The organism is Ensifer sp. (genome assembly GCF_031989085.1).
In the GTDB taxonomy this organism is placed as follows: Bacteria; Pseudomonadota; Alphaproteobacteria; order Rhizobiales; family Rhizobiaceae; genus Ensifer.
Map to the genome: position 1 here is coordinate 633,842 of NZ_DALZXU010000002.1, position 20,118 is coordinate 653,959.

The following is a 20,118-nucleotide window of genomic DNA, read 5'->3' on the forward strand; positions in this document are numbered from 1 at the left end:
TCACCTCCTAGACGGCAACGGCGACGGTACGGTCGAGCCGGATCTGTCCGGCCGCCTGTGTTTCCAGATAGAAGCGGCGAAGCAAGTTCTTCGCCACCAGCTGGCGATACTCCGCAGAGGCACGCCAGTCGGTCAGCGGGGTGAAATCCTGGTCGAAAGCGGAGATCGCCTGATCGACCGTCGCCTCACTCCATGCCTCGCCCTTGAGCGCAGCTTCGACATGGTCGGCTCGCTTCGGCGTTCCGGCCATGCCGCCGAAGGCGATGACCGCATCGGCGACGCGGCCGGCACCGTCGAACGTCAGCCGGAAGGCGCCGCAGACCGCTGTGATATCCTCGTCGAGCCGCTTGGTGATCTTGTAGACGGCAAAACGCGTGTCGGCTTCGAGGAAGGGGATGTGCACCGCCTCTACGAATTCGCCGGGCTCGCGATCCTGCTTGCCATAGGCGATGAAGAAATCCTGGAGCGCGACGCTCCGGCGGCGCGCACCCTTGCGCAGCGTCACCGAAGCACCGAGCGCTATCAGTGCGGGCGGCGTGTCGCCGATCGGCGAGCCATTGGCAATGTTGCCGCCGACGGTGCCCATGTTGCGCACCTGCTGCCCGCCGATGCGATCCCAGAGCTCGCGCATTTGCGGGAAATGCTCGGTGATCACAGGAAAAGCTTCGGCGTAGCTGACACCGGCGCCGAGCGTCACGCCCTTGTCGTCGACGGTGATGCGGCGCATCTCTTCGAGATGCGTCAGGTGCACGACCGGCGCGATGTCACGCATGAACTTCGTAACCCAGAGGCCGACATCGGTCGAACCGGCGACGATGGTCGCCTTCGGGTTGGCTTCGAGCACATCGGCAAAGTCGTCGACAGAGGCCGGTAGCATGAACAGCTCCGATCCCTCGCCAATCACCACGCGGCGACCGTCCTGAAGGCTCGCGAGTTCGCCGGCGATCCGGTCGCGTTCGGCAAACAGCGGATCCGTGCCGAGATCGCCGATCGTGGAAATCGCTTCTGCGGCGCGAATGATGGCGGCATAGCCGGTGCAGCGACAGAGATTGCCCTGCAGCGCCTTCTCGATTTCGGCGATCGAGGGCTTGGGGTTTTCCATCCAGAGCCCATAGAGCGACATGACGAAGCCCGGCGTGCAAAAGCCGCATTGCGAGGCATGCGTCTGGACCATCGCCTGCTGAACCGGATGCAGCGGGCCGCCCGGCGTTGCCAGGCTATCCACCGTCACCACGTGGCAACCGTCGAGCGAGCCGACGAAGCGGATGCAGGCATTGACGGATTCGTATTTCAGCTCGCCGCCGAGCAGGCGGCCGACCAGTACGGTGCAGGCGCCGCAATCGCCTTCAGCGCAACCTTCCTTGGTGCCACGCAAGTTGCGATCGATGCGCAGGAAGTCGAGCAAAGTCTGGACCGCCGACACGTCGGCAAGCTCGACGAGGCGATGGTTCAACAGGAAACGGATGGTGTTGCGGATCTGGATGGTCATGGGCGATCAGCTCCCGCGATAGGTCGAATAGCCATAGGGCGAGAGCAGCAGCGGCACGTGATAGTGCGCCGCCTGGTCGTCTATGCCGAAACGGATGGGGATGACATCGAGAAACGGATTGGCACCGCGCGCCGCTTCCGATCCGAGATAGTCGCCGGCATGGAAATGCAGCTCGTAGGTGCCTGCCTGCATCAGCGATCCGCTCAAGAGCGGCTGGTCGCAGCGTCCATCGTCGTTGGTGCGGACCGAGCGCAGATGCGTCTGTTGATTGCCTTCGATGCGGTAGAGCTCGATGCGCAGGTCCTTGGCCGGTTTGCCACTGGCCGTATCCAGCACATGGGTCGTCAGACGGCCGTCGTTTCCACCATGAGATTGCATGCGTATCGCTCCTCCCGAAGTCAGCTTTCCAGTTGGCAGTATCGAGGTGAGCCAGGGCATTGAGAAGCGGGCGGTTCATTCGAGACTTTCAAAATTTTCAGGGGGAATGACGTCGGAAAAATCCCGTTAGGAATCAGGCCGCAGAGACAAATGTCTGGAGGACTGCTTGTTATGAGATACCCCCGCGATCTTCACGGCCACGGCCCTGATACCACCACCGTCTGGCCCGATGAGGCGCGGATCGCCGTGCAATTCGTGATCAACTACGAAGAAGGCGGCGAGAACTGCGTGCTGCACGGCGATGCCGCATCGGAGGCCTTCCTGTCGGAAATCGTCGGCGCGCAGGCCTGGCCCGGGCAGCGCCACTGGAACATGGAATCGATCTACGAGTACGGCGCCCGCGCCGGCTTCTGGCGGCTGCACCGCATGTTCACGGAAAAGGGCGTGCCGGCAACGGTCTATGGCGTTGCAACGGCGCTGAAACGGTCCCCGAGCCAGGTAGCAGCCATGCAGGAAGCCGGCTGGGAGATCGCCTCTCACGGCCTGAAGTGGATCGAGCACAAGGATTTCAGCCCGGAACGGGAGCGGGCGGAGATCGCCGAAGCGATCCGGCTGCACACGGTGGTCACCGGCGAACCGCCGCGCGGCTGGTATACCGGCCGCTGCTCGGACAACACGCTTGACCTCGTGACCGAGACCGGCGGCTTCGACTATGTCTCCGACAGCTATGCGGACGACCTGCCCTATTGGCATGAACATGCCGGCCGTCAGCAATTGGTGATCCCCTACACGCTCGACACCAACGACATGCGCTTTGCGACGCCGCAGGGCTTCAACAGCGGCGACCAGTTCTTCAGCTATCTCAAGGACAGTTTCGACGTGCTCTACGCGGAAGGTGCGGCAGGCGCGCCGAAGATGCTGAGCATTGGCCTGCACTGCCGTCTCGTAGGCCGGCCGGGGCGCGCCGCAGCCCTTGCCCGCTTTATCGACTATGTCAAAGGTCACGAAAAGGTCTGGCTCGCCCGGCGCATCGATATCGCCCGCCACTGGGCGAAAACCTATCCGTTCAGGGCCTCTGACGATCGCCCGTCGCGGCTGTCCGAGTCCGATTTCGTTGCCCGCTTCGGCGGGGTGTTCGAACATTCCGAATGGATCGCCAAGCGTGCCTTTGCCGGCGAATTGTCCGTCGCCAACGACACGGCGATCGGCCTTGCGGCAGCACTCACGTCCGTTTTCCGCGAGGCAACACCGCAAGAGCGGCTCGGCGTGCTCAATGCACACCCGGATCTCGCCGGCAAGCTGGCGCAGGCCAAGCGGCTCACCGAAAGCTCGACCAGCGAACAGGCCTCGGCCGGCCTCGACGCGCTGACCGACGCAGAACGTGCGCGCTTCACCGAACTCAACAGCGCCTATGTCGCCAAATTCGGTTTCCCCTTCATCATCGCCGTCAGGGGCCGCAGCAAGGATGACATCCTGGCGGCCTTCGAAACCCGGATCGGCAACGACCGCGACAGCGAACTGGAGACGGCCTGCCGCCAGGTGGAGCGCATTGCGCTTCTGCGCCTCAAAGATATGCTGCCGAGCTGAGTGCGGCGATGACGATCGACGGCGACAGCCTTCCTGAATTCGCGCGCAAGACGATCAATCTTGCCTCCGCCGGTCTCGGCGCCAGGCCGGTCTTTGCAACCGACGAATTCTTCGCCCCGCTCGAGCGGCTGCTGCAGGACTGTCCGGCCGTCTTTCATCCGGGCGTTTATGACGAGCATGGCAAATGGATGGACGGTTGGGAAACGCGGCGTCGACGCGGCCCCGGCCATGACCATGCCATCGTCGCCCTTGCCGCGAGCGGCCGGATCGCCGGTTTCGATGTGGATACGACCCATTTCATCGGCAACTACCCGACCGCCTGCGCCATCGATGCCTGCCTGGCGCCGGATGGCCCTGATGAAACCACCGTCTGGACCGAGCTGTTGGGCACGAGCCCGCTCGGCCCGAACGCGCACCACCACTTTACCGCCATCGCCGAGGGCAACTGGAGCCATGTCAGGCTGCGGATCTATCCCGACGGCGGCGTCGCCCGGCTCAGGGTCTATGGCACGCCCGAGCTCGACCGGGCGCGGGTCGGCGAGGCGCCCGTCGATCTTGCATCATCCTTGCTCGGCGGCCGGATTGTCGTCTTTTCCAATGGCCACTACGGGCATCAACGGCTGCTCGCCCCCGGTCGCGGGATCAATATGGGCGATGGCTGGGAAACACGGCGCCGGCGCGAACCGGGCAACGACTGGGTCATCGTCAGGCTCGCTGCCCGCACGAAGATCGAGCGCATTGTCGTCGATACCGCCCATTTCAAGGGCAATTTCCCTGACGCCTGTTCGGTGCAGGCGGCAGACCTCCGCGCGGGCGATTGCGCGGTGGATGCGCTTGTCTCCGCCTCCTCGCTCTTCTGGCGGCAGGCGCTGCCATGCCAGAAGTTGAGCGCCGACAGCATCCATGATTTTGGCCCCGAGATGATCGAAGACATCGGTTTTGCCACCCATGTCCGTCTCAACATCTACCCCGATGGCGGCGTCAGCCGGCTGCGTGTCTTCGGGCGCATTGCAGGTGCCGGCACCCCTTAAACGACCAACATCAGACGGAGGAGCGTCACATGAAGGAGATCGAGATAAAGCCGCTGACACGCGAGGCATTCGCACCATTCGGCGACGTGATCGAGACAGAGAACGCCCACAGCTTTCCCATCAACGGCGGAAAATGTACCCGCTATCACGATCTTGCCAAGATCGAGACCGCCGGCGACAAGGGTCGGCCGATGATCAGCCTCGTGCGCGGCGAGCCCTATCCGCTGCCCCTGACGCTCACCATGGTCGAGCGGCACCCGCTCGGCAGCCAGGCGTTCATTCCCCTGACAGACAATCCCTTTCTGGTGGTCGTATCCGAGGAGACGACAGAAGGTCCGAGCGAACCCATCGCCTTCCGCACGGCACCCGGCCAGGGCGTCAACATCGCCCGCAATGTCTGGCACGGCATCCTGACGCCGCTCGATGACGTCTCGGACTTTGCGGTGGTCGACCGTGGCGGCGAAGGCGTCAACCTGGAAGAGCACTTCTTCGAGCAGCCATTCCTGCTGCGCTGAAGACAGGCCTGCAACTGGAGGACGGACCCGCTCGGCCGGGTGGGGACCGTCATCTTTTCGCAGCCCCGCCTAGTACCCGCCGTCGCGCCTGAATTTCGTCGGCGTGTAGCCAGTCAGGCGGCGGAAGTCGCGCGAGAAGTGGTAGGGGTCGGGATAGCCGCAGTGGGCGGCCACAGCCGAAACCTTGGCCCCCGGCGCGACCAACAGGCGTTTCGCCTGGTTGATGCGTTCGTGCCGCAGCCAGTCCATCGGCGTCGTGCCGATCGTATCCTTGAACCGGCGAAAAAGCTGCGAGGCGCTGAGATGCGCGAGCCCAGCGAGCTCATCGATCGTCCATGCACGGGCCAGGTCCTTGCGAACGGCCGCCAGAACCGTGCTCACCCGGTCGCCCAGTGCCGGATCGTCGTTAGTCGCGGCCCCCGCCAATCGCGGCGCGCTCAGATTGGCGATCAGCCCGGCGATGGCTGCACTGACGAGCGCATCGGTCGCAGACGAGCGATCATCGAGATACTCGATGACGGACCGGTACGCCGCCTGCGCCGCCGCGCTGTCGGACGGTTCGAACAACGGCTGCTGCTGGACGTTGAGAAAGGCATAGACGTCGTCGAGCCCGTGGCCATCGATACCCATCCAGAGGTAGCGCCACTCAGCCGCGTCCGGGCAACAGCGATGTTCATAGGCCTGCGCCGTATCCAGCCAGATCGAGAAGCCCTTCTCTGCGATGAAGCGCTGGCCCCGCACCTCGATCAGACCCTGGCCGGCAATCGTGTGAACGAGCACGTGCTGGTGGAAACGCTTACGGATCGGCGGCTCGTCGGGCAGCGCGACGCGCGCCCCGGCCACCAGCGCCCTGTAGGGAAATGCTCCAGCCAGGCGGGCGGGTGTATGAAAATAGATCTCTTCGTGCTCGGCCAGCATAGATGGCACAATGCCACATGCATGCGAGTTTTGTCCATCATTTCGCGAGATCGCTGCATTTCCCTGCGATAGGCGATGACGCTATCCTGCAGCTTTGCAGGGAGCGCGGCCAATGACAGTGAACTTACCGACTTCGGACCAATCGGAGGTGACGTTCGCCCCGCTCTCGCCCGATTTCGCACGCGATCCCTATCCGACCTACAAGGCGCTTCGCGACAAGGGCGGCCTGCACTATTTCGCGGATTTCGACATCTGGCTTGCCTCGCGCTTCGAGGACGTCTCGGCGATCGTGATGGACAAGCGCATGGTCCGTTCGCTCGAGGATCTCGCCACGGTTGAAGAGATCGCCCGGATCCAGCGCGCCGGCAACTGGCACGACATGCCGAACCACTCGCGCTTCGTGCAGTTCAGCCTGCTCGACAGCGACGGCGCCGTGCACGACCGGCTGCGCCGGCAGGTGTTCAAGCTGTTCACGCCGGCGATGATCGCCAAGCTGCGCGACCAGATCCAGGCCTATGTCGATAGGCTGATCGACAGCCTTTCCGATCGCGGCGAGATCGATTTCGTCGACGATCTGGCAGCCCACGTTCCCGGGCATATCATCGGCCGATTGCTCGGCGTTCCCGACGAGGACTGTCCCCAGCTGCGCATCTGGTCGGAAAACATCGTCCAGTTCTTCGACGTCGATCGCTCGGATGAACGCAAGCGCATCGCCGAGACCAACACGACTGAATTCTACGAATACCTCACAGCCCTGAAGCACGAGCGCGAACGCTGTCCGAAAGACGACCTGATCTCCGTTCTGATCGAGGCAGAACGCGCCGGAGCGATGAACGCTGACGAGTTCATCTCGACCTGCATGCTGATCCTGATGGCTGGACACGGCTCGACGATCGACGTGCTGGGCAGTGGCATGCATGCACTCTTGCGGTTTCCCGAGCAGATGCTGCGCCTGCGCCAGGATCCGGCATTAATCCAGACGGCGGTGCAGGAAATGTTCCGCTACGAATCGCCGTTGCCGTTCTTCCATCGCCATTGCATCGAGGATGTCGACATCGGCGGGCAAACCTTCGCGCGCGGCACCAAGTTCGGCGTTCTCTATGGTTCTGCCAACCGCGACCCAAGGCAATTCGACGATGCCGACAGCTTCGATATCGGCCGCAGCCCTAACAGGCATCTCGCCTTCGGCGGCGGCGTGCACTTCTGTCTCGGCAACCATCTCGCCCGGCTGGATATGGACATCATCTTCAGCACCTTGTTGCGTCGTTTCCCGACGATCGCGCTTGTCGACGAGCGGCCTGAATACAAGCGCGGGCTCTCCGTGCGCGGGCCCAAGCGACTGCAGATCGCCATAAGGCCAGCTTGAACGACGACGATGGCGCCAGGGGCGCCCATCATCATCAGACCGATTTCAGATTTGAGTGGAGACCATTTATGCCCAGGATCGTATTTGTGGATGCCGAGGGGAAGTCGACCGAGGTCGAGGCCGAAATCGGCCAGTCGGTGATGTCGGCCGCCGTTCAGAACGGCATCGACGCCATTGCCGCCGAATGCGGCGGCTCCTGCGCCTGTGGCACATGCCACTGTTACATCGATGCGGCGTGGAGCGAAAAGCTGCCGACGCCCGATTACCAGGAGCAGGACATGATCGAGTGCGTCGTCAATCCGGACGAGCGCAGCCGCCTCAGCTGTCAGATCACGGTTTCGGCGGCGCTCGACGGTCTCGTGGTGCATCTGCCGGACGGCCAATACTGACCTTCGGTTTTCGCGCCGGCGGACACAAAAAGACCGGAGCCGCAGGATGCCTGCGGTCCGGTCAGCTTCGCGGGGGGAAGTCCTTGGTTTACGGGGCCGGGGCAACGTCTGCCCCGGCTTCTTTTGCTATTCGGCGAAGAAGGCGAAGCGAATGACGAAGAGCGCTGCGACCAGCTGCGTCGCCGGATGGATGACGCTCCACTTGCCGGTAAACACCTTGAGCACGACGTAGCTCACGAAGCCGAAGGCAAGGCCGTTGGCGATCGAATAGGTGAAGGGCATGGCAAGCGCGGTCAGCGCCGCCGGGGCCGCTTCCGTCAGATCGTCCCAGTCGACTTCCGTCAGTTCGCGCATCATCAGGCCGGCGACATAGAGCAGGGCCGGAGCCGTTGCGTAAGTCGGGACGGCAGCGGCCAACGGCGAGAAGAACAAGGCTGCCAGGAAGAGCACGCTGACTGTCAGCGCCGTCAGGCCGGTGCGGCCGCCCGCCTGAACGCCCGAGGCGCTTTCGACATAGGCCGTGGTGCTGCTGGTGCCGATCAGCGAACCGGCAACGATCGCGGTGCTGTCGGCCAGAAGCGCCCGGCCGAGACGGTTCGGCTTGCCCTCTTCCACCAGCTTGGCGCGCTTGGCGACACCGATCAGCGTTCCCGTGGCATCGAAGACTTCAACGAGCACGAAGACGAGGATCACGTGGATCAGGCCGCCATGCAGCGCGCCCATGATATCGAGCTGCATGAAGGTCGGCGCGATGCTTGGCGGCGTCGAGACGATGCCCTTGAACTCGCTGACCCCGAGCAGCATCGACAGGACGGTGACGACGAGGATGCCGATGAGGATCGAGCCGCGAACCTTGAGCGAATCGAGCACTGCAATGACGAAGAAGCCGAGGATCGCCAAGAGCGGGCCGGTCTGCTTCAGGTCGCCGAGACCGACCAGCGTTGCCGGATTATCGACGACGATACCGGCATTCTTCAAGGCAATGATGCCGAGAAACAGGCCGATACCGGTGGCAATCGCGCTTCTGAGCGAATGCGGAATGCCGGCGATCAGCCAACTGCGCACCCCGGTCACGGTCAGGATCAGGAAGATCACGCCGGAGATGAACACGGCGCCCAGTGCCTGCTGCCAGGTAAAGCCGAGGGCCGCGACGACGGTAAAGGCGAAGAAGGCGTTGAGGCCCATGCCCGGCGCCATGCCGATCGGCCAGTTGGCGACGAGCGCCATGACCGCCGAACCGAGCGCCGCGGCAATACAGGTCGCGACGAAGACGGCATCCCTATCCATGCCCGTGGTCGACAGAATGTCGGGGTTGACGAAGATGATGTAGGACATCGTCAGGAATGTCGTAACGCCGGCGATCACTTCGGTGCGCACGGACGAGTTGTGCTCTTTTAACTTGAATAGTCGTTCAAACATATTTCCTCCCTTGGCGGCGTCGCCACGACGCAGCCGAACGACAGAGATCGGGACATAGTCTCCTCCAGTCACCGACCAGTGCATTTCGATCAACCCGGAAAATCCGGCATGATCGCATCACGGACCGTTCGTGGTCCGTGCCGGGCGGGCGATCGTCCGCCCCCTTGAGACGACGCGAATGCCTTGTGCACAGCCTTGGGATTGTGCGTCTTCCCGCGGCAGACTGCTAGCCGTCCATTCCAGGGTTCGGTGATGAAAGACTTTCAAATTTTTCGGACCCATTACCGGGCGATCGCGACGCCGGACCCGGAGCTTTCGCGCCTGTTTCAGCGGCCGAAGCGTGGGCGAAAATATCGTCGAAAGGCCTCTTGACCTTCCAACGGTGGGAAACCCCATCTTTGTCTCACATCGAATTGAAGGAGACAAGCAATGCAGACTTACAAGATCGACAACATGACCTGCGGACACTGCGCCGGAACCGTGCAAAAGGCGATCCTGACCGTCGACCCGCAGGCAGTCGTCAGGGTCGATCTCGGCTCGCGCGAAGTCAGCGTGGAGACAGTCGCCGCACCCGGCCCGATCGCCGAGGCGTTGATGGCTGCAGGCTACGAGAGCCGCCAACTCTGACAGCGGCAACGAAACGGTGCCACCGGTCACCGTTGACGCCCCGGCCATCGCGCCGGGGCGTTTGTCGTTCCTGATGGCCGTGCAGGGCCAAGATCAGGGGCGCGCATCCGTCGGAAGAAATCTTTCGAACCACCCTTGACCTTCCCATCGTTGGAAGCCCCATCTTCCGGTAAAAGAACAGTACAAAGGAGCACGATCATGGGATCCGTGACGACCATCGAAACCAAGAACGCCAGGGCAATTGCCGGCGATGCGCTGATCGCCAGCATTCCGGTCGAAGGCATGACATGTGCCTCCTGCGTCGCGCGCGTCGAAAAGGCCATTCGTGCCGTTCCAGGCGTCACCTCCGCTTCCGTCAATCTCGCGACGGAGCGGGCGGACGTCCGTTTCGATGCAACGACGAAGACCACCGACATCGTGAAGGCGATCGAAAACAGCGGCTATGGCGCGGCCGAAGAATCGATCGAGCTTTCGATCGAAGGCATGACCTGCGCCTCCTGCGTCGCCCGCATCGAAAAGGCATTGAAGGCAGTGCCCGGCGTCAGCAATGCGACCGTCAATCTCGCGACCGAACGCGCCTCCGTGCGCCTGACCAAGGGCATCGCGACGATCGCCAGCCTGGAAGAGGCCGTGCGCGCGGCCGGATACGACGCCAGGCGCATCACCGGCGCGGAAAACAATGACGAAGAAGCCGAAAAGCGCGAGCGCGAAGCAAGGCGCCTCAGCCGCTCCTTGCTGATCGCCGCCGTGCTCACCTTGCCGATCTTCGTTCTCGAGATGGGCTCGCATTTCATTCCGGCCGTACACGACTTCGTCATGAACAACATCGGCATGCAGGAGAGCTGGTATCTGCAGTTCGTGCTGACGACGCTCGTGCTCTTCGGCCCGGGCTTGCGCTTCTATCAGAAGGGCATCCCGGCGCTCCTGCGCCTGGCGCCAGACATGAATTCGCTGGTCGCCATCGGCACCGCTGCCGCCTGGGGTTATTCGGTCGTCGCCACCTTTGCATCCGGATTGCTGCCAGAGGGTACGGCCAACGTCTATTATGAAGCCGCCGCCGTCATCGTCGCGCTGATCCTGCTCGGCCGGGTGCTGGAAGCCCGCGCCAAAGGTCGAACCTCCGAGGCGATCAAGCATTTGATGGGTCTGCAGGCAAAGACGGCCCGTGTCGTTCGCGACGGCGAGACGATCGAGATCGCGCTTGCCGACGTTCATGCCGGCGACACCGTGCTGGTACGACCCGGCGACCGCGTGCCGGTCGACGGTACCGTCATCGAGGGCAATTCCTATGTCGACGAATCGATGATCACCGGCGAGCCGGTTCCCGTCGAGAAGATCGCCGGCGCCGACGTGGTCGGCGGCACGATCAACAAGACTGGCTCCTTCACCTTCCGCGCCACCAAGGTCGGTGCCGACACGGTGCTGGCGCAGATCATCCGCATGGTCGAGCAGGCCCAGGGCGCCAAGCTGCCCATCCAGTCGCTGGTCGACAAGGTGACCGCCTGGTTCGTGCCGGCCGTTATCGCGATTGCAGCCATCACCTTTGCGATCTGGCTGATCTTCGGCCCCGATCCGGCCCTGAGCTTCGCGCTCGTCAATGGCGTGGCGGTGCTGATCATTGCCTGCCCTTGCGCCATGGGTCTTGCGACCCCGACCTCGATCATGGTCGGGACCGGCAGGGCGGCGGAAATGGGCGTCCTGTTCCGCAAGGGCGAAGCGCTGCAGACCCTGCGCAATGCCGAGATCATCGCCGTCGACAAGACCGGCACGCTGACCAAGGGGCGCCCGGAACTAACCGACCTCGACACCGCTCCCGGTTTTGAGCGCGGCGACGTGCTGGCGCTCGTGGCCGCCGTCGAAACCCGGTCCGAGCACCCGATCGCCGAGGCGATCGTCGAGGCCGCCAAGGCAGAAGGCATCGCCATCGCGGCGCCCTCGAATTTCGAAGCCGTGCCCGGCTTCGGCGCCAGCGCCACAGTCAGCGGACGCAGCGTTCATGTCGGCGCCGACCGGCTCATGGCCAAGCTTGGTCTCGACGTCTCGGCCTTTGCCGAGCAGGCGGCCCGCCTCGGTTCTGAAGGCAAGAGCCCGCTCTATGCCGCTGTCGACGGCAAGCTTGCCGCCATCATCGCGGTTGCCGATCCGATCAAGGAAACGACGCCGCAGGCGATCCGCATGCTGCACGACCTCGGCCTCAAGGTGGCGATGATCACCGGCGACAATCGTCGCACTGCCGAGGCGATCGCCGCCAAGCTCGGGATTGACGAAGTCATCGCCGAGGTACTGCCCGACGGCAAGGTGGCCGCCCTGAAGCGCCTGAAGGCTGATGGCCGCGCCGTCGCCTTTGTCGGCGATGGCATCAACGACGCGCCGGCCCTTGCCGAAGCCGATGTTGGGCTGGCGATCGGCACGGGGACCGACGTGGCAATCGAAAGCGCCGACGTGGTGCTGATGTCCGGCGACCTGCTCGGCGTGCCGAACGCGATCGCCCTGTCGAAGGCAACGATCCGCAACATCAAGGAAAACCTGTTCTGGGCCTTCGCCTACAACGCGGTCCTGATCCCGGTCGCGGCCGGTGCGCTCTATCCGGCCTATGGCCTGCTGCTGTCGCCGATCTTCGCGGCAGGCGCGATGGCACTATCGAGCGTCTTTGTGCTCGGCAATGCGCTCCGCCTGCGGAGTTTCCGCGGTGTTGTCGCACAAACGCCGGCGACGCGATAACACGACACGTCTCCCCGGCGGGTGACCCACATGGCGCCCGCCGGGCAGAGTTCCTATATTCGATCTGAATACCAGCGCGCTCTGCGCTCCTCGAAAGGTGAAGCCATGAACATCGGCGAAGTCGCACGCGCCTCCGGCGTTTCGACGAAGATGATCCGCTACTATGAGACGATCGGCCTCATTCCGCCGGCTGACCGCAGCGAGGCCGGTTATCGCAACTACGGCGACAACGATGTCCACACCCTTCGCTTCATCCGCCGCTCCCGCGATCTCGGCTTCACCGTCGAGCAGATGACCGACCTCCTGACGCTCTGGCGCGACCGCTCGCGCGCGAGCAGCGAGGTGAAGAAGATCGCACTCGAACATGTGGAGATCCTCGAACGCAAGGCGGAAGAACTGAAGGCGATGAGCCGGACGCTGAAGCACCTGGCCGCCAACTGCCACGGCGACGGCCGGCCGGATTGCCCGATCCTCGACGACCTCGCCGCCATGACCACCGAACCGGGCAGGACGCCGGAGCCGGCGCGCTTCGGCACCGCCGGCATCGACCCGGTCCGCAACCGCCGGCAGGCCTGATCCGGTGAAGGCTCACGCATTCGTGAGCCCCGGCGGCAGCGGCGGCATTGACAGGAATCGTCAGCATTTCTACGGATTGATGATGGAAAAGGTGAAACACGCATATCAGCGCCTGCTGACCATGCTCAAGCTGGTGACGATGCTGTCGCTGGCCGTTCTTCCTTTTTCGACCGCCGCCGGCATGACCCACATGGCATCGCACGCGACCATGCAGATGGACGTTACGGCCGACGTCAGCGCGTCAGCGCAAAGCGAGCATTGCCCCAGCGCCGACAGCAACAAGACGAAACCGATCAGCGACAGCGGCAAGGCCGACAAGAAGGATTGCTGCAAGACGTTCTGTGCGTCCGTCGCCGTGCTTGCCGATAGCGGCGAAGACCGCTTTGGCCTGCCCCGCTCCACACTGAACGCCGGTCTGCAGTCGCAGCTGAGCCCTGGTGACCGTGCCGGTCTGCACCGCCCCCCAAGAGCCTGATTTCGTGAACAGCCGACCCTAAGCGGTCGAGGTCTTGGCCTGCCCGGTTTTGCCGGTCGGATGCCGATATCCATCATTCACATTCAGGTTGAACCATGAAACGTCTGTTTCCCATGGCGCTCCTGCCCATCCTTCTGGGCGGATGCGCAACCACTATGCCTGCCGACGTCACGAGCCTCGCCGATCCCGCGGAAAGCACCGCGACCAACGCCAGCCAGACCTATCGAAGCCCGGTGGCCGGTTACGTCCACCGCGAACCGGTCGGGCCGAAGCGCTGGGTGCCGCTCAACGATGCACAATCCCCCGCCAAGGGAGGTGCATCATGACCAAGTTCAAGCTCGCAGCCCTCATCGGCCTGCCGCTCCTGCTTGCCGGCTGCGCGACGAACGCCGAGTATTCGGCAACCGATGCCGGCTTCACCGCCGTCGAAGCCAAGGTCGGCGCCGGCACGGCCAAGCGCAGTGTCTGGATCCAGAACCGCGAACAAGCCGCAAAGGCAGACGCGCAGGTGAAGGCATTGCTCGCGCGCAAGTCCGTGGATGCCGACACCGCCGTGCAGATCGCGCTTCTCAACAACAAGGGCCTGCAGGCGGCCTATGCCGATCTCGGCGAGACCTCTGCGGACGCCTGGCAGGCGACGATGTTCCTCAACCCCACCCTATCCATCGGGACCACCGGGATCGGCGCGCCGGAGCTACAGGCCTATCGCGCCATCGAAGGGCTGATCACCACCAACATCCTGGCGTTGATCACACGCGAAAAGACCATCGCCGTCGCGGACGCGCGCTTCCGCCAGGCGCAGCTGGCAGCGGCCCTGCAGACGCTTGCGCTCGCGGTTGAAACCAGACGCGCCTGGGTCGAGACGGTATCGGCCTGGGAAACGGTGGCCCAGCTCAACAGGGCGCAATCGGCCGCCGACGCGGCCTCCGAACTCGCCGCCAAGCTTGGAGAAACCGGAGCCATGGGCAAGGCCGATCAGGCTCGCGAACATGTGTTCAATGCCGAGCTCGCCGGCCAGGTGGCCGAGGCGCGCCTGGCGGCGCGGCTCGCCAAGGAAAACCTGACACGGAAAATGGGGCTTTGGGGGGCGGATACCGACTATCAGGTGCCAAACCGCCTGCCCGACCTGCCCAAGACGCTCACCCGGCGCGATAGCATCGAGGCAGAGGCGCTCAAGCGCCGCGTCGACCTGCAGATGGCGCGGCTCGATCTCGAGGCCGTGGCAAAGTCCTATCGACTGACCGAGGCCACGCGTTTCGTCAGCGATCTCACGCTCGTTGCCGGTGCGGAAGCCGAACGCGAGCGCGAAGACGGCGATACCAAGGTCGAAACGACAGCTCAGGCCGAGTTGGAGTTCTCGATCCCGATCTTCGACACCGGCCAGGCGCGCCTGCGCAAGGCGGAACTCGCGCATATGCGCGCGGCGAACCAGCTTGCCGAGAAGGCGGTCAACGTTCGCTCGCAAGCGCGCTCGGCCTACCAGGCCTATCGGTCGCGCTACGACATCGCCCGGCACTACCGCAACACGGTCGTGCCATTGCGCACAAAGATCGAGGAGGAGGCAACCCTCAGCTACAACGGCATGATTACCAGCACCTTCGAGCTGCTCGCCGACACCAGGTCCAAGGTGGATTCCGTGATCCTCACCATCAACGCGAAACGCGATTTCTGGCTTGCCGATGCCGATCTGGTGGCGGCCATCCATGGCGGCGGCGAGGCAGGCACGGCTGCAGAGGCTGCCGCTCCCGCCGCAGCTGATGCGGATTGAAAGGAACGATGACCATGTTCAACAGACGACAAATCCTCGGCGCAGGCGCGGCACTCGTTTCCACCACCGCCTGGGCACAGACCTCGAATTCCGGCTTGCCGGAAGCGGAAGGCATGGACAATGCCGCAACGCAGAAGCCGCTCGTGCCGACGAGCGGACCGGACTACAACCCGGTCGTGACCCTCAACGGTTGGACCTTGCCGCACCGGATAAACAACGGCGTCAAGGAGTTCCATCTCGTCGCCGAGCCGGTGGAACGCGAGATGGCCGACGGCATGACCGCCTATCTCTGGGGCTACAACGGCCAGTCCCCCGGCCCGACGATCGAGGCGGTCGAGGGCGATCGGGTGCGCATCTTCGTCACCAACAAGCTGCCGGAGCACACGACGGTCCATTGGCACGGCATGATCCTGCCATCGGGCATGGATGGTGTCGGCGGACTGTCGCAGCCGCATATCCCGGCCGGCAAGACATTTGTCTACGAGTTCGACCTCGTGAAATCGGGGACCTTCATGTACCATCCGCATGCCGACGAGATGGTGCAGATGGCCATGGGCATGATGGGTTTCTTCGTCATCCACCCGAAGGACCCGGCCTTCATGCGGGTCGACCGCGACTTCGTCTTCCTGCTCAACGCCTACGACATCGATCCCGGCACCTATGTCCCGCGCATCATGGAGATGACGGACTTCAACATGTGGTGCTGGAACAGCCGCATCTTCCCGGACATCGACCCGCTGGTCGTCGCCAAGAACGACCGGGTGCGGGTGCGGGTCGGCAACCTGACGATGACCAACCACCCGATCCACATGCACGGCTACGATTTCGAGGTCACCTGCACGGATGGCGGCTGGGTCCGCCCGGAAGCTCGCTGGCCGGAGGTCTCGATCGACATTCCGGTCGGCGCCATGCGCGCCTACGAGTTCGACGCCAAATACGAAGGCGACTGGGCGATCCATTGCCACAAGTCGCACCATACGATGAATGCGATGGGCCACGATGTCCCCACCTTCATCGGCGCCGACAAGAAGGCGGTCGCGGCGAAGATCCGAAAAGTCGCGCCCGACTACATGCCGATGGGCACGGCCGGCATGGCCGACATGGGCGAAATGGAAATGCCGCTTCCCGACAACACGATCCCGATGATGGCTGGCTGGGGCCCTCATGGCGCGTTGGAGATGGGCGGCATGTTCTCCGTGGTGAAGGTGCGCGAAGGCATCTCCTCCGGCGATTACAGCGACCCCGGCTGGTACGAAAACCCGCCGGGCACCCAAGCCTGGGAATGGACCGGCGCGCTGCCGGATGCCACCCGCGCTACCGATGCCAAGACAGTGATCACGCCCCCTCCCGCAAAGAAAGGCTGACCCGAATGCCCTCTGCCAATGCAAGCAATGCAACCAAGGAAACCAAAAGATGAAGACGACACTTTTCGCGCTGGCGTTCCTCGCCACCTCCTCGCTCGCATCGCCTATGCTGGCGAGTGGTACGCACGGCGGTGGCCATGAGGCCATGTCGATCGGCCAGCCCGGCGACGCCAAGAACGCCACGCAGACGGTGCGCGTGACAATGAAGGAAACCGACGACGGCAAGATGATCTTCACACCCGCGAGCATCAAGGTCCGCCAGGGGCAGACCGTGCGCTTCGCCCTCAAGAATGTCGGCGAACTCGAACATGAATTCGTGCTCGACGACAAGGCGCAGATCCAGGAACACAAGGTGGCGATGGAGAAGTTCCCGGACATGGAACATGCCGACGCAAACGCCATTCGGCTCGAGCCGGGCAAATCCGGCGAAATCGTCTGGACCTTCACCAACACCGGCACCTTCGAATTCGCCTGCCTGGTCCCCGGCCACTACGACGCCGGCATGCACGGGCCGCTCGAAGTCGTGAAGAAGTAACTGTAACCGATTGAAAGGATGCCATTATGAAAACGTTCGTCACGCTGTTTGCCGCTCTGGCGCTCGCCGCTTCCGCCCACGCCGCCGAGTTCACCAAGGGAACGGTCAAGAAGCTCGATACGTCTGCCAAGAAGGTGACCATCGCCCATGAGGACCTGAAGAACCTCGATATGCCCGCCATGACCATGGTGTTCCGGGTCAAGGATGAGGCTATCCTGGCCAAGCTCAAGGAAGGGGCCGCCATCGAATTCGTCGCCGACCGCGTCGACGGCAAGCTGACAGTGACCGAGATCAAGTAATCACACGTCCAAGGCCCGGTATAAGATGTGACCGGGCCTTGGACACGAGGCCGAACAGACAGGAAAGGAGCGTTCGATGTTGAACCTCAAACGCAGACATTTCATCGCCGGAACGATCATTGGCATGTCGATGCTGACATCAGGCATGGCGCTCGCGGCCGGCCCGATGACGGTCTACAAGGACCCGCAATGCGGGTGCTGCGAACAGTGGGCCGATGCAATGGAGGCAGCCGGCTTCAAGGTGGATATTCGCGACGAAGCCGACATGACCCCGATCAAGACCCGGTTCGGCGTTCCGGCCGACATGGAGGGCTGCCACACCGCCGTCATCGACGGTTACGTGGTCGAAGGGCATGTGCCGCTTGAGGCGGTTCAGAAGCTTGTGACCGAAAAGCCGGATGTGGCCGGCATTGCTGTGCCCGGCATGCCGGCGGGCTCGCTCGGCATGGGCGACGATCCGAAGGCGTCCTATGATGTCTACACCATCGCCAAGACATCCGGCGCGGCGGCGACCGTCTATTACAAGGTGCGGCCGGCGCAATAGCGCGATCGAGGGGCCTTCAGGCGGCGCGCCACGCGCCGTCGTCGCCCTTGGCCAGCAGCGGCGTTCGGAACACACCGACAACCCGCTCTGGCCAATGCGGCGCGAGGTCGGCCAGGGGTTGTCTCCACCGCTCGGTCTGCAGCATGGCGGCGCCGATCGCGATCGGCTCCACGCCGCAGGTCCGCATCAGCGTCAGCCCGGCCACGATCGACGTGCCGCTGGAGATGACGTCGTCGATGAGCGCAACACGCTTGTCCTTTAGAAGAGGCAGCATGCGCGGATCGACATAGAGCCGCTTCTTCTGGTCGGGCGTAGTGATCGACGACAGCGGCACGGAAAGATCGTCGACGTACCAGAACTTTCGCGAGGTGCCGAGCGGCACGTAGCGGCCATGGCCGAGCTTGCGGGCGACGGCGGCAGCGAGCGTCAATCCCAGCGTCGGCAGACCCGCGATCACATCCGGCTCGAAAGGCGCAAGTTTCGCGGCGAGTTCGGATGCCAGCGCTTCCTCAACGGCGAAACTCGCCTGATTGATGATCAGCGACGCCAGTGCGTGCTTGCCATCGGCGAGCTGGCGGATCGGCAACAGGATCTGGCGACCGTCTTCAAGCGTTGCCGGGAAGAAATCGCGATAACCGCTTCCAGCGTCGAAGCTTTTCGGCGGAAAGACTTCCTGCCAGAATTCATGCGGCTCCATCGGCATGGACCTCTCCTGCGTCTCTTTTGCCCTCAACGAAAGGCGATGAAAACACCGGGGCACTGTTCTGGTTCCGGCGGTTTTCGTCTATACCGATTATCACTTCGATCAAACCGAAAGGGCGCCCCGGCCGACGCAAATCTGGGGAATTCGACAGCCCTCCACCGATAGACATGCAAGGAACTGCCAGACAATGCGCGTGCCAGACGGGATCACCAACGACCTGCCCTTCCTTACCGAATTCCGACGTGATCTGCACGCCCATCCCGAACTCGGTTTCGAGGAAGTCCGCACCAGCGATCTGGTCGCAAGGCTGCTTGAAGAAGCGGGTCTTAAAGTCCACCGTGGCCTTGGGAAAACCGGTGTGGTCGGCACGCTGCAGGTCGGCAACGGCACACGCTCGATCGGCCTTCGGGCCGATATGGATGCACTCGCCATGCCGGAGCTGGCCGACCGGCCATACAAATCCAAGGAAGCCGGCAAGATGCATGCCTGTGGCCATGACGGCCACACCGCCATGCTACTGGGTGCGGCTCGCCATCTCGCCAGGACACGCGATTTTTCCGGTACGGTGCATTTCATCTTCCAGCCGGCCGAGGAAGGTCGCGGTGGCGCCAGGCGCATGGTCGAGGACGGCCTCTTCGAGCTCTTCCCCTGCGATGCCGTCTACGGCCTGCATAACATGCCGGGCCTGGAGCCTGACGAGATGGCAGTGGTCTCCGGACCGCAGCTCGCCTCGTCGGACAGCTGGCGGCTGACGTTCCGCGGCGTCGGCACCCATGGCGCCAAGCCGCATCTCGGCCGTGATCCGGTGACCGCCGCCGGCACCTTCCTCGCCTCGCTGCAATCGATCGTCGGTCGCGTCGTCGATCCGCTGCAGCCGGCCGTTGTCAGCGCCTGCTCGGTCCGCGCCGGCGACCCGAAGGCTCTCAACGTCATTCCCGATACCGTCGAGATCGGCGGCACGGCGCGCGCCTATACACCGCATGTGCGCGACCAGCTCGAGGAAGAGATTGGCCGTCTCGCCCGTGGCACCGCCCAGATGTATGGCATCGAAGTCGACTACGCCTTCGAGCGCCGCATTCCGCCCGTGGTCAATGATGCCGATGCGAGCGAACGGGCGCTTTTGGCCGCTCGCGCCGTCTTCGGAGAGAAGACGCGCACACAGTTTCCGCCGTCCACCGCCGGCGACGACTTCGCCTTCTTCGGGCTCGAAGCCCCCGGCTGCTACGTCTGGCTCGGCAACGGCCCCGCCGTCGACGGCGCGCTTCACCACAACACCGCATACGACTTCAACGACGGGGCCATAGGTCCCGGCGCGACTTTCTGGACGACTTTGGTGGAACAGGAATTGAGCGCTTCGGCGGATCGCTGACGGAAGAGCGTTTGGCCCGTCCAGGCCGCGCCTGACTGCATTCGA

General features: G+C 63.5%; 21 protein-coding genes. 16 read left to right on the forward strand and 5 right to left on the reverse strand.

The window, feature by feature from the left end:
* Positions 1–7: 7 nt before the first annotated feature.
* Both xdhA and uraH read right to left on the reverse strand, forming a co-directional pair.
* Positions 8–1,489, reverse strand: coding sequence for a xanthine dehydrogenase small subunit (xdhA, locus tag RTP54_RS15785; RefSeq protein WP_312364015.1), 1,482 nt, complete (start codon positions 1,487–1,489; stop codon positions 8–10).
* Positions 1,490–1,495: 6 nt separating this feature from the next.
* Positions 1,496–1,867, reverse strand: coding sequence for a hydroxyisourate hydrolase (uraH, locus tag RTP54_RS15790; RefSeq protein WP_112809606.1), 372 nt, complete (start codon positions 1,865–1,867; stop codon positions 1,496–1,498).
* Between the two features lie 171 nt (positions 1,868–2,038).
* On the opposite strand from uraH, the gene puuE reads away from it, so the two are divergent.
* Genes puuE through RTP54_RS15805 form a run of 3 tightly spaced genes read left to right on the forward strand, consistent with a single transcriptional unit; the run spans position 2,039 to position 5,000 of the window.
* Complete coding sequence (gene puuE / locus RTP54_RS15795; protein ID WP_312364018.1) at positions 2,039–3,454, forward strand: allantoinase PuuE; 1,416 nt, start codon at positions 2,039–2,041, stop codon at positions 3,452–3,454.
* 8 nt (positions 3,455–3,462) lie between these two features.
* Positions 3,463–4,485 (forward strand): allantoicase, encoded by a 1,023-nt coding sequence (alc, locus tag RTP54_RS15800; RefSeq protein WP_112833236.1) that lies wholly within the window; start codon positions 3,463–3,465, stop codon positions 4,483–4,485.
* A 29-nt stretch (positions 4,486–4,514) separates the two neighbouring features.
* Positions 4,515–5,000 (forward strand): ureidoglycolate lyase, encoded by a 486-nt coding sequence (locus RTP54_RS15805; RefSeq protein WP_112809609.1) that lies wholly within the window; start codon positions 4,515–4,517, stop codon positions 4,998–5,000.
* A 69-nt stretch (positions 5,001–5,069) separates the two neighbouring features.
* On the opposite strand, the gene RTP54_RS15810 is transcribed toward RTP54_RS15805, so the two are convergent.
* Positions 5,070–5,918, reverse strand: a complete 849-nt coding sequence (locus RTP54_RS15810; protein ID WP_112809610.1) for a helix-turn-helix transcriptional regulator — start codon at positions 5,916–5,918, stop codon at positions 5,070–5,072.
* A 112-nt stretch (positions 5,919–6,030) separates the two neighbouring features.
* On the opposite strand from RTP54_RS15810, the gene RTP54_RS15815 reads away from it, so the two are divergent.
* On the forward strand, positions 6,031–7,284 hold the full coding sequence (locus RTP54_RS15815) for a cytochrome P450 (RefSeq protein ID WP_312364025.1): 1,254 nt from the start codon (positions 6,031–6,033) through the stop codon (positions 7,282–7,284).
* Between the two features lie 68 nt (positions 7,285–7,352).
* Complete coding sequence (locus RTP54_RS15820; protein WP_112833234.1) at positions 7,353–7,673, forward strand: 2Fe-2S iron-sulfur cluster-binding protein; 321 nt, start codon at positions 7,353–7,355, stop codon at positions 7,671–7,673.
* 126 nt (positions 7,674–7,799) lie between these two features.
* Here RTP54_RS15820 and RTP54_RS15825 read toward each other — a convergent pair whose 3' ends face one another.
* Positions 7,800–9,092 carry an NCS2 family permease gene (locus tag RTP54_RS15825; protein WP_112809613.1) on the reverse strand — a complete coding sequence of 431 codons (1,293 nt, stop codon included), beginning with the start codon at positions 9,090–9,092 and terminating at the stop codon, positions 7,800–7,802.
* A gap of 429 nt (positions 9,093–9,521) precedes the next feature.
* Here RTP54_RS15825 and RTP54_RS15830 point away from each other — a divergent pair, with 429 nt between their 5' ends.
* The 10 genes from RTP54_RS15830 (at position 9,522) to RTP54_RS15875 (ending at position 18,001) form a co-directional block, all read left to right on the forward strand.
* Complete coding sequence (locus RTP54_RS15830; protein ID WP_112833233.1) at positions 9,522–9,719, forward strand: heavy-metal-associated domain-containing protein; 198 nt, start codon at positions 9,522–9,524, stop codon at positions 9,717–9,719.
* Positions 9,720–10,001: 282 nt separating this feature from the next.
* Positions 10,002–12,440: a heavy metal translocating P-type ATPase gene (locus RTP54_RS15835; RefSeq protein WP_409517154.1), complete on the forward strand. Its 2,439-nt coding sequence runs from the start codon at positions 10,002–10,004 to the stop codon at positions 12,438–12,440.
* Between the two features lie 105 nt (positions 12,441–12,545).
* Positions 12,546–13,016: a Cu(I)-responsive transcriptional regulator gene (gene cueR / locus RTP54_RS15840; RefSeq protein ID WP_112809616.1), complete on the forward strand. Its 471-nt coding sequence runs from the start codon at positions 12,546–12,548 to the stop codon at positions 13,014–13,016.
* A 91-nt stretch (positions 13,017–13,107) separates the two neighbouring features.
* A complete protein-coding gene (locus tag RTP54_RS15845) occupies positions 13,108–13,491 on the forward strand; it encodes a hypothetical protein (protein ID WP_312364035.1) in 384 nt (127 codons plus the stop codon).
* Positions 13,492–13,586: 95 nt separating this feature from the next.
* Positions 13,587–13,817, forward strand: coding sequence for a hypothetical protein (locus RTP54_RS15850; RefSeq protein WP_312364037.1), 231 nt, complete (start codon positions 13,587–13,589; stop codon positions 13,815–13,817).
* Positions 13,814–15,259 (forward strand): TolC family protein, encoded by a 1,446-nt coding sequence (locus RTP54_RS15855; protein WP_312364039.1) that lies wholly within the window; start codon positions 13,814–13,816, stop codon positions 15,257–15,259. Before RTP54_RS15850 ends, RTP54_RS15855 begins: the two co-directional genes overlap by 4 nt.
* A 14-nt stretch (positions 15,260–15,273) precedes the next feature.
* On the forward strand, positions 15,274–16,623 hold the full coding sequence (locus RTP54_RS15860) for a multicopper oxidase family protein (protein WP_112815310.1): 1,350 nt from the start codon (positions 15,274–15,276) through the stop codon (positions 16,621–16,623).
* Between the two features lie 49 nt (positions 16,624–16,672).
* Positions 16,673–17,158, forward strand: a complete 486-nt coding sequence (locus RTP54_RS15865; RefSeq protein WP_112809703.1) for a plastocyanin/azurin family copper-binding protein — start codon at positions 16,673–16,675, stop codon at positions 17,156–17,158.
* Between the two features lie 26 nt (positions 17,159–17,184).
* A complete protein-coding gene (locus tag RTP54_RS15870) occupies positions 17,185–17,457 on the forward strand; it encodes a copper-binding protein (RefSeq protein WP_312364043.1) in 273 nt (90 codons plus the stop codon).
* A 76-nt stretch (positions 17,458–17,533) separates the two neighbouring features.
* Positions 17,534–18,001, forward strand: coding sequence for a DUF411 domain-containing protein (locus tag RTP54_RS15875; RefSeq protein ID WP_112833228.1), 468 nt, complete (start codon positions 17,534–17,536; stop codon positions 17,999–18,001).
* Between the two features lie 16 nt (positions 18,002–18,017).
* Here the strand turns inward: RTP54_RS15875 and RTP54_RS15880 are convergent, their stop codons facing one another.
* Positions 18,018–18,698: a phosphoribosyltransferase gene (locus RTP54_RS15880; RefSeq protein WP_112815312.1), complete on the reverse strand. Its 681-nt coding sequence runs from the start codon at positions 18,696–18,698 to the stop codon at positions 18,018–18,020.
* A gap of 193 nt (positions 18,699–18,891) precedes the next feature.
* Here RTP54_RS15880 and RTP54_RS15885 point away from each other — a divergent pair, with 193 nt between their 5' ends.
* Complete coding sequence (locus RTP54_RS15885; RefSeq protein WP_312364046.1) at positions 18,892–20,073, forward strand: M20 aminoacylase family protein; 1,182 nt, start codon at positions 18,892–18,894, stop codon at positions 20,071–20,073.
* Positions 20,074–20,118 lie beyond the last annotated feature (45 nt).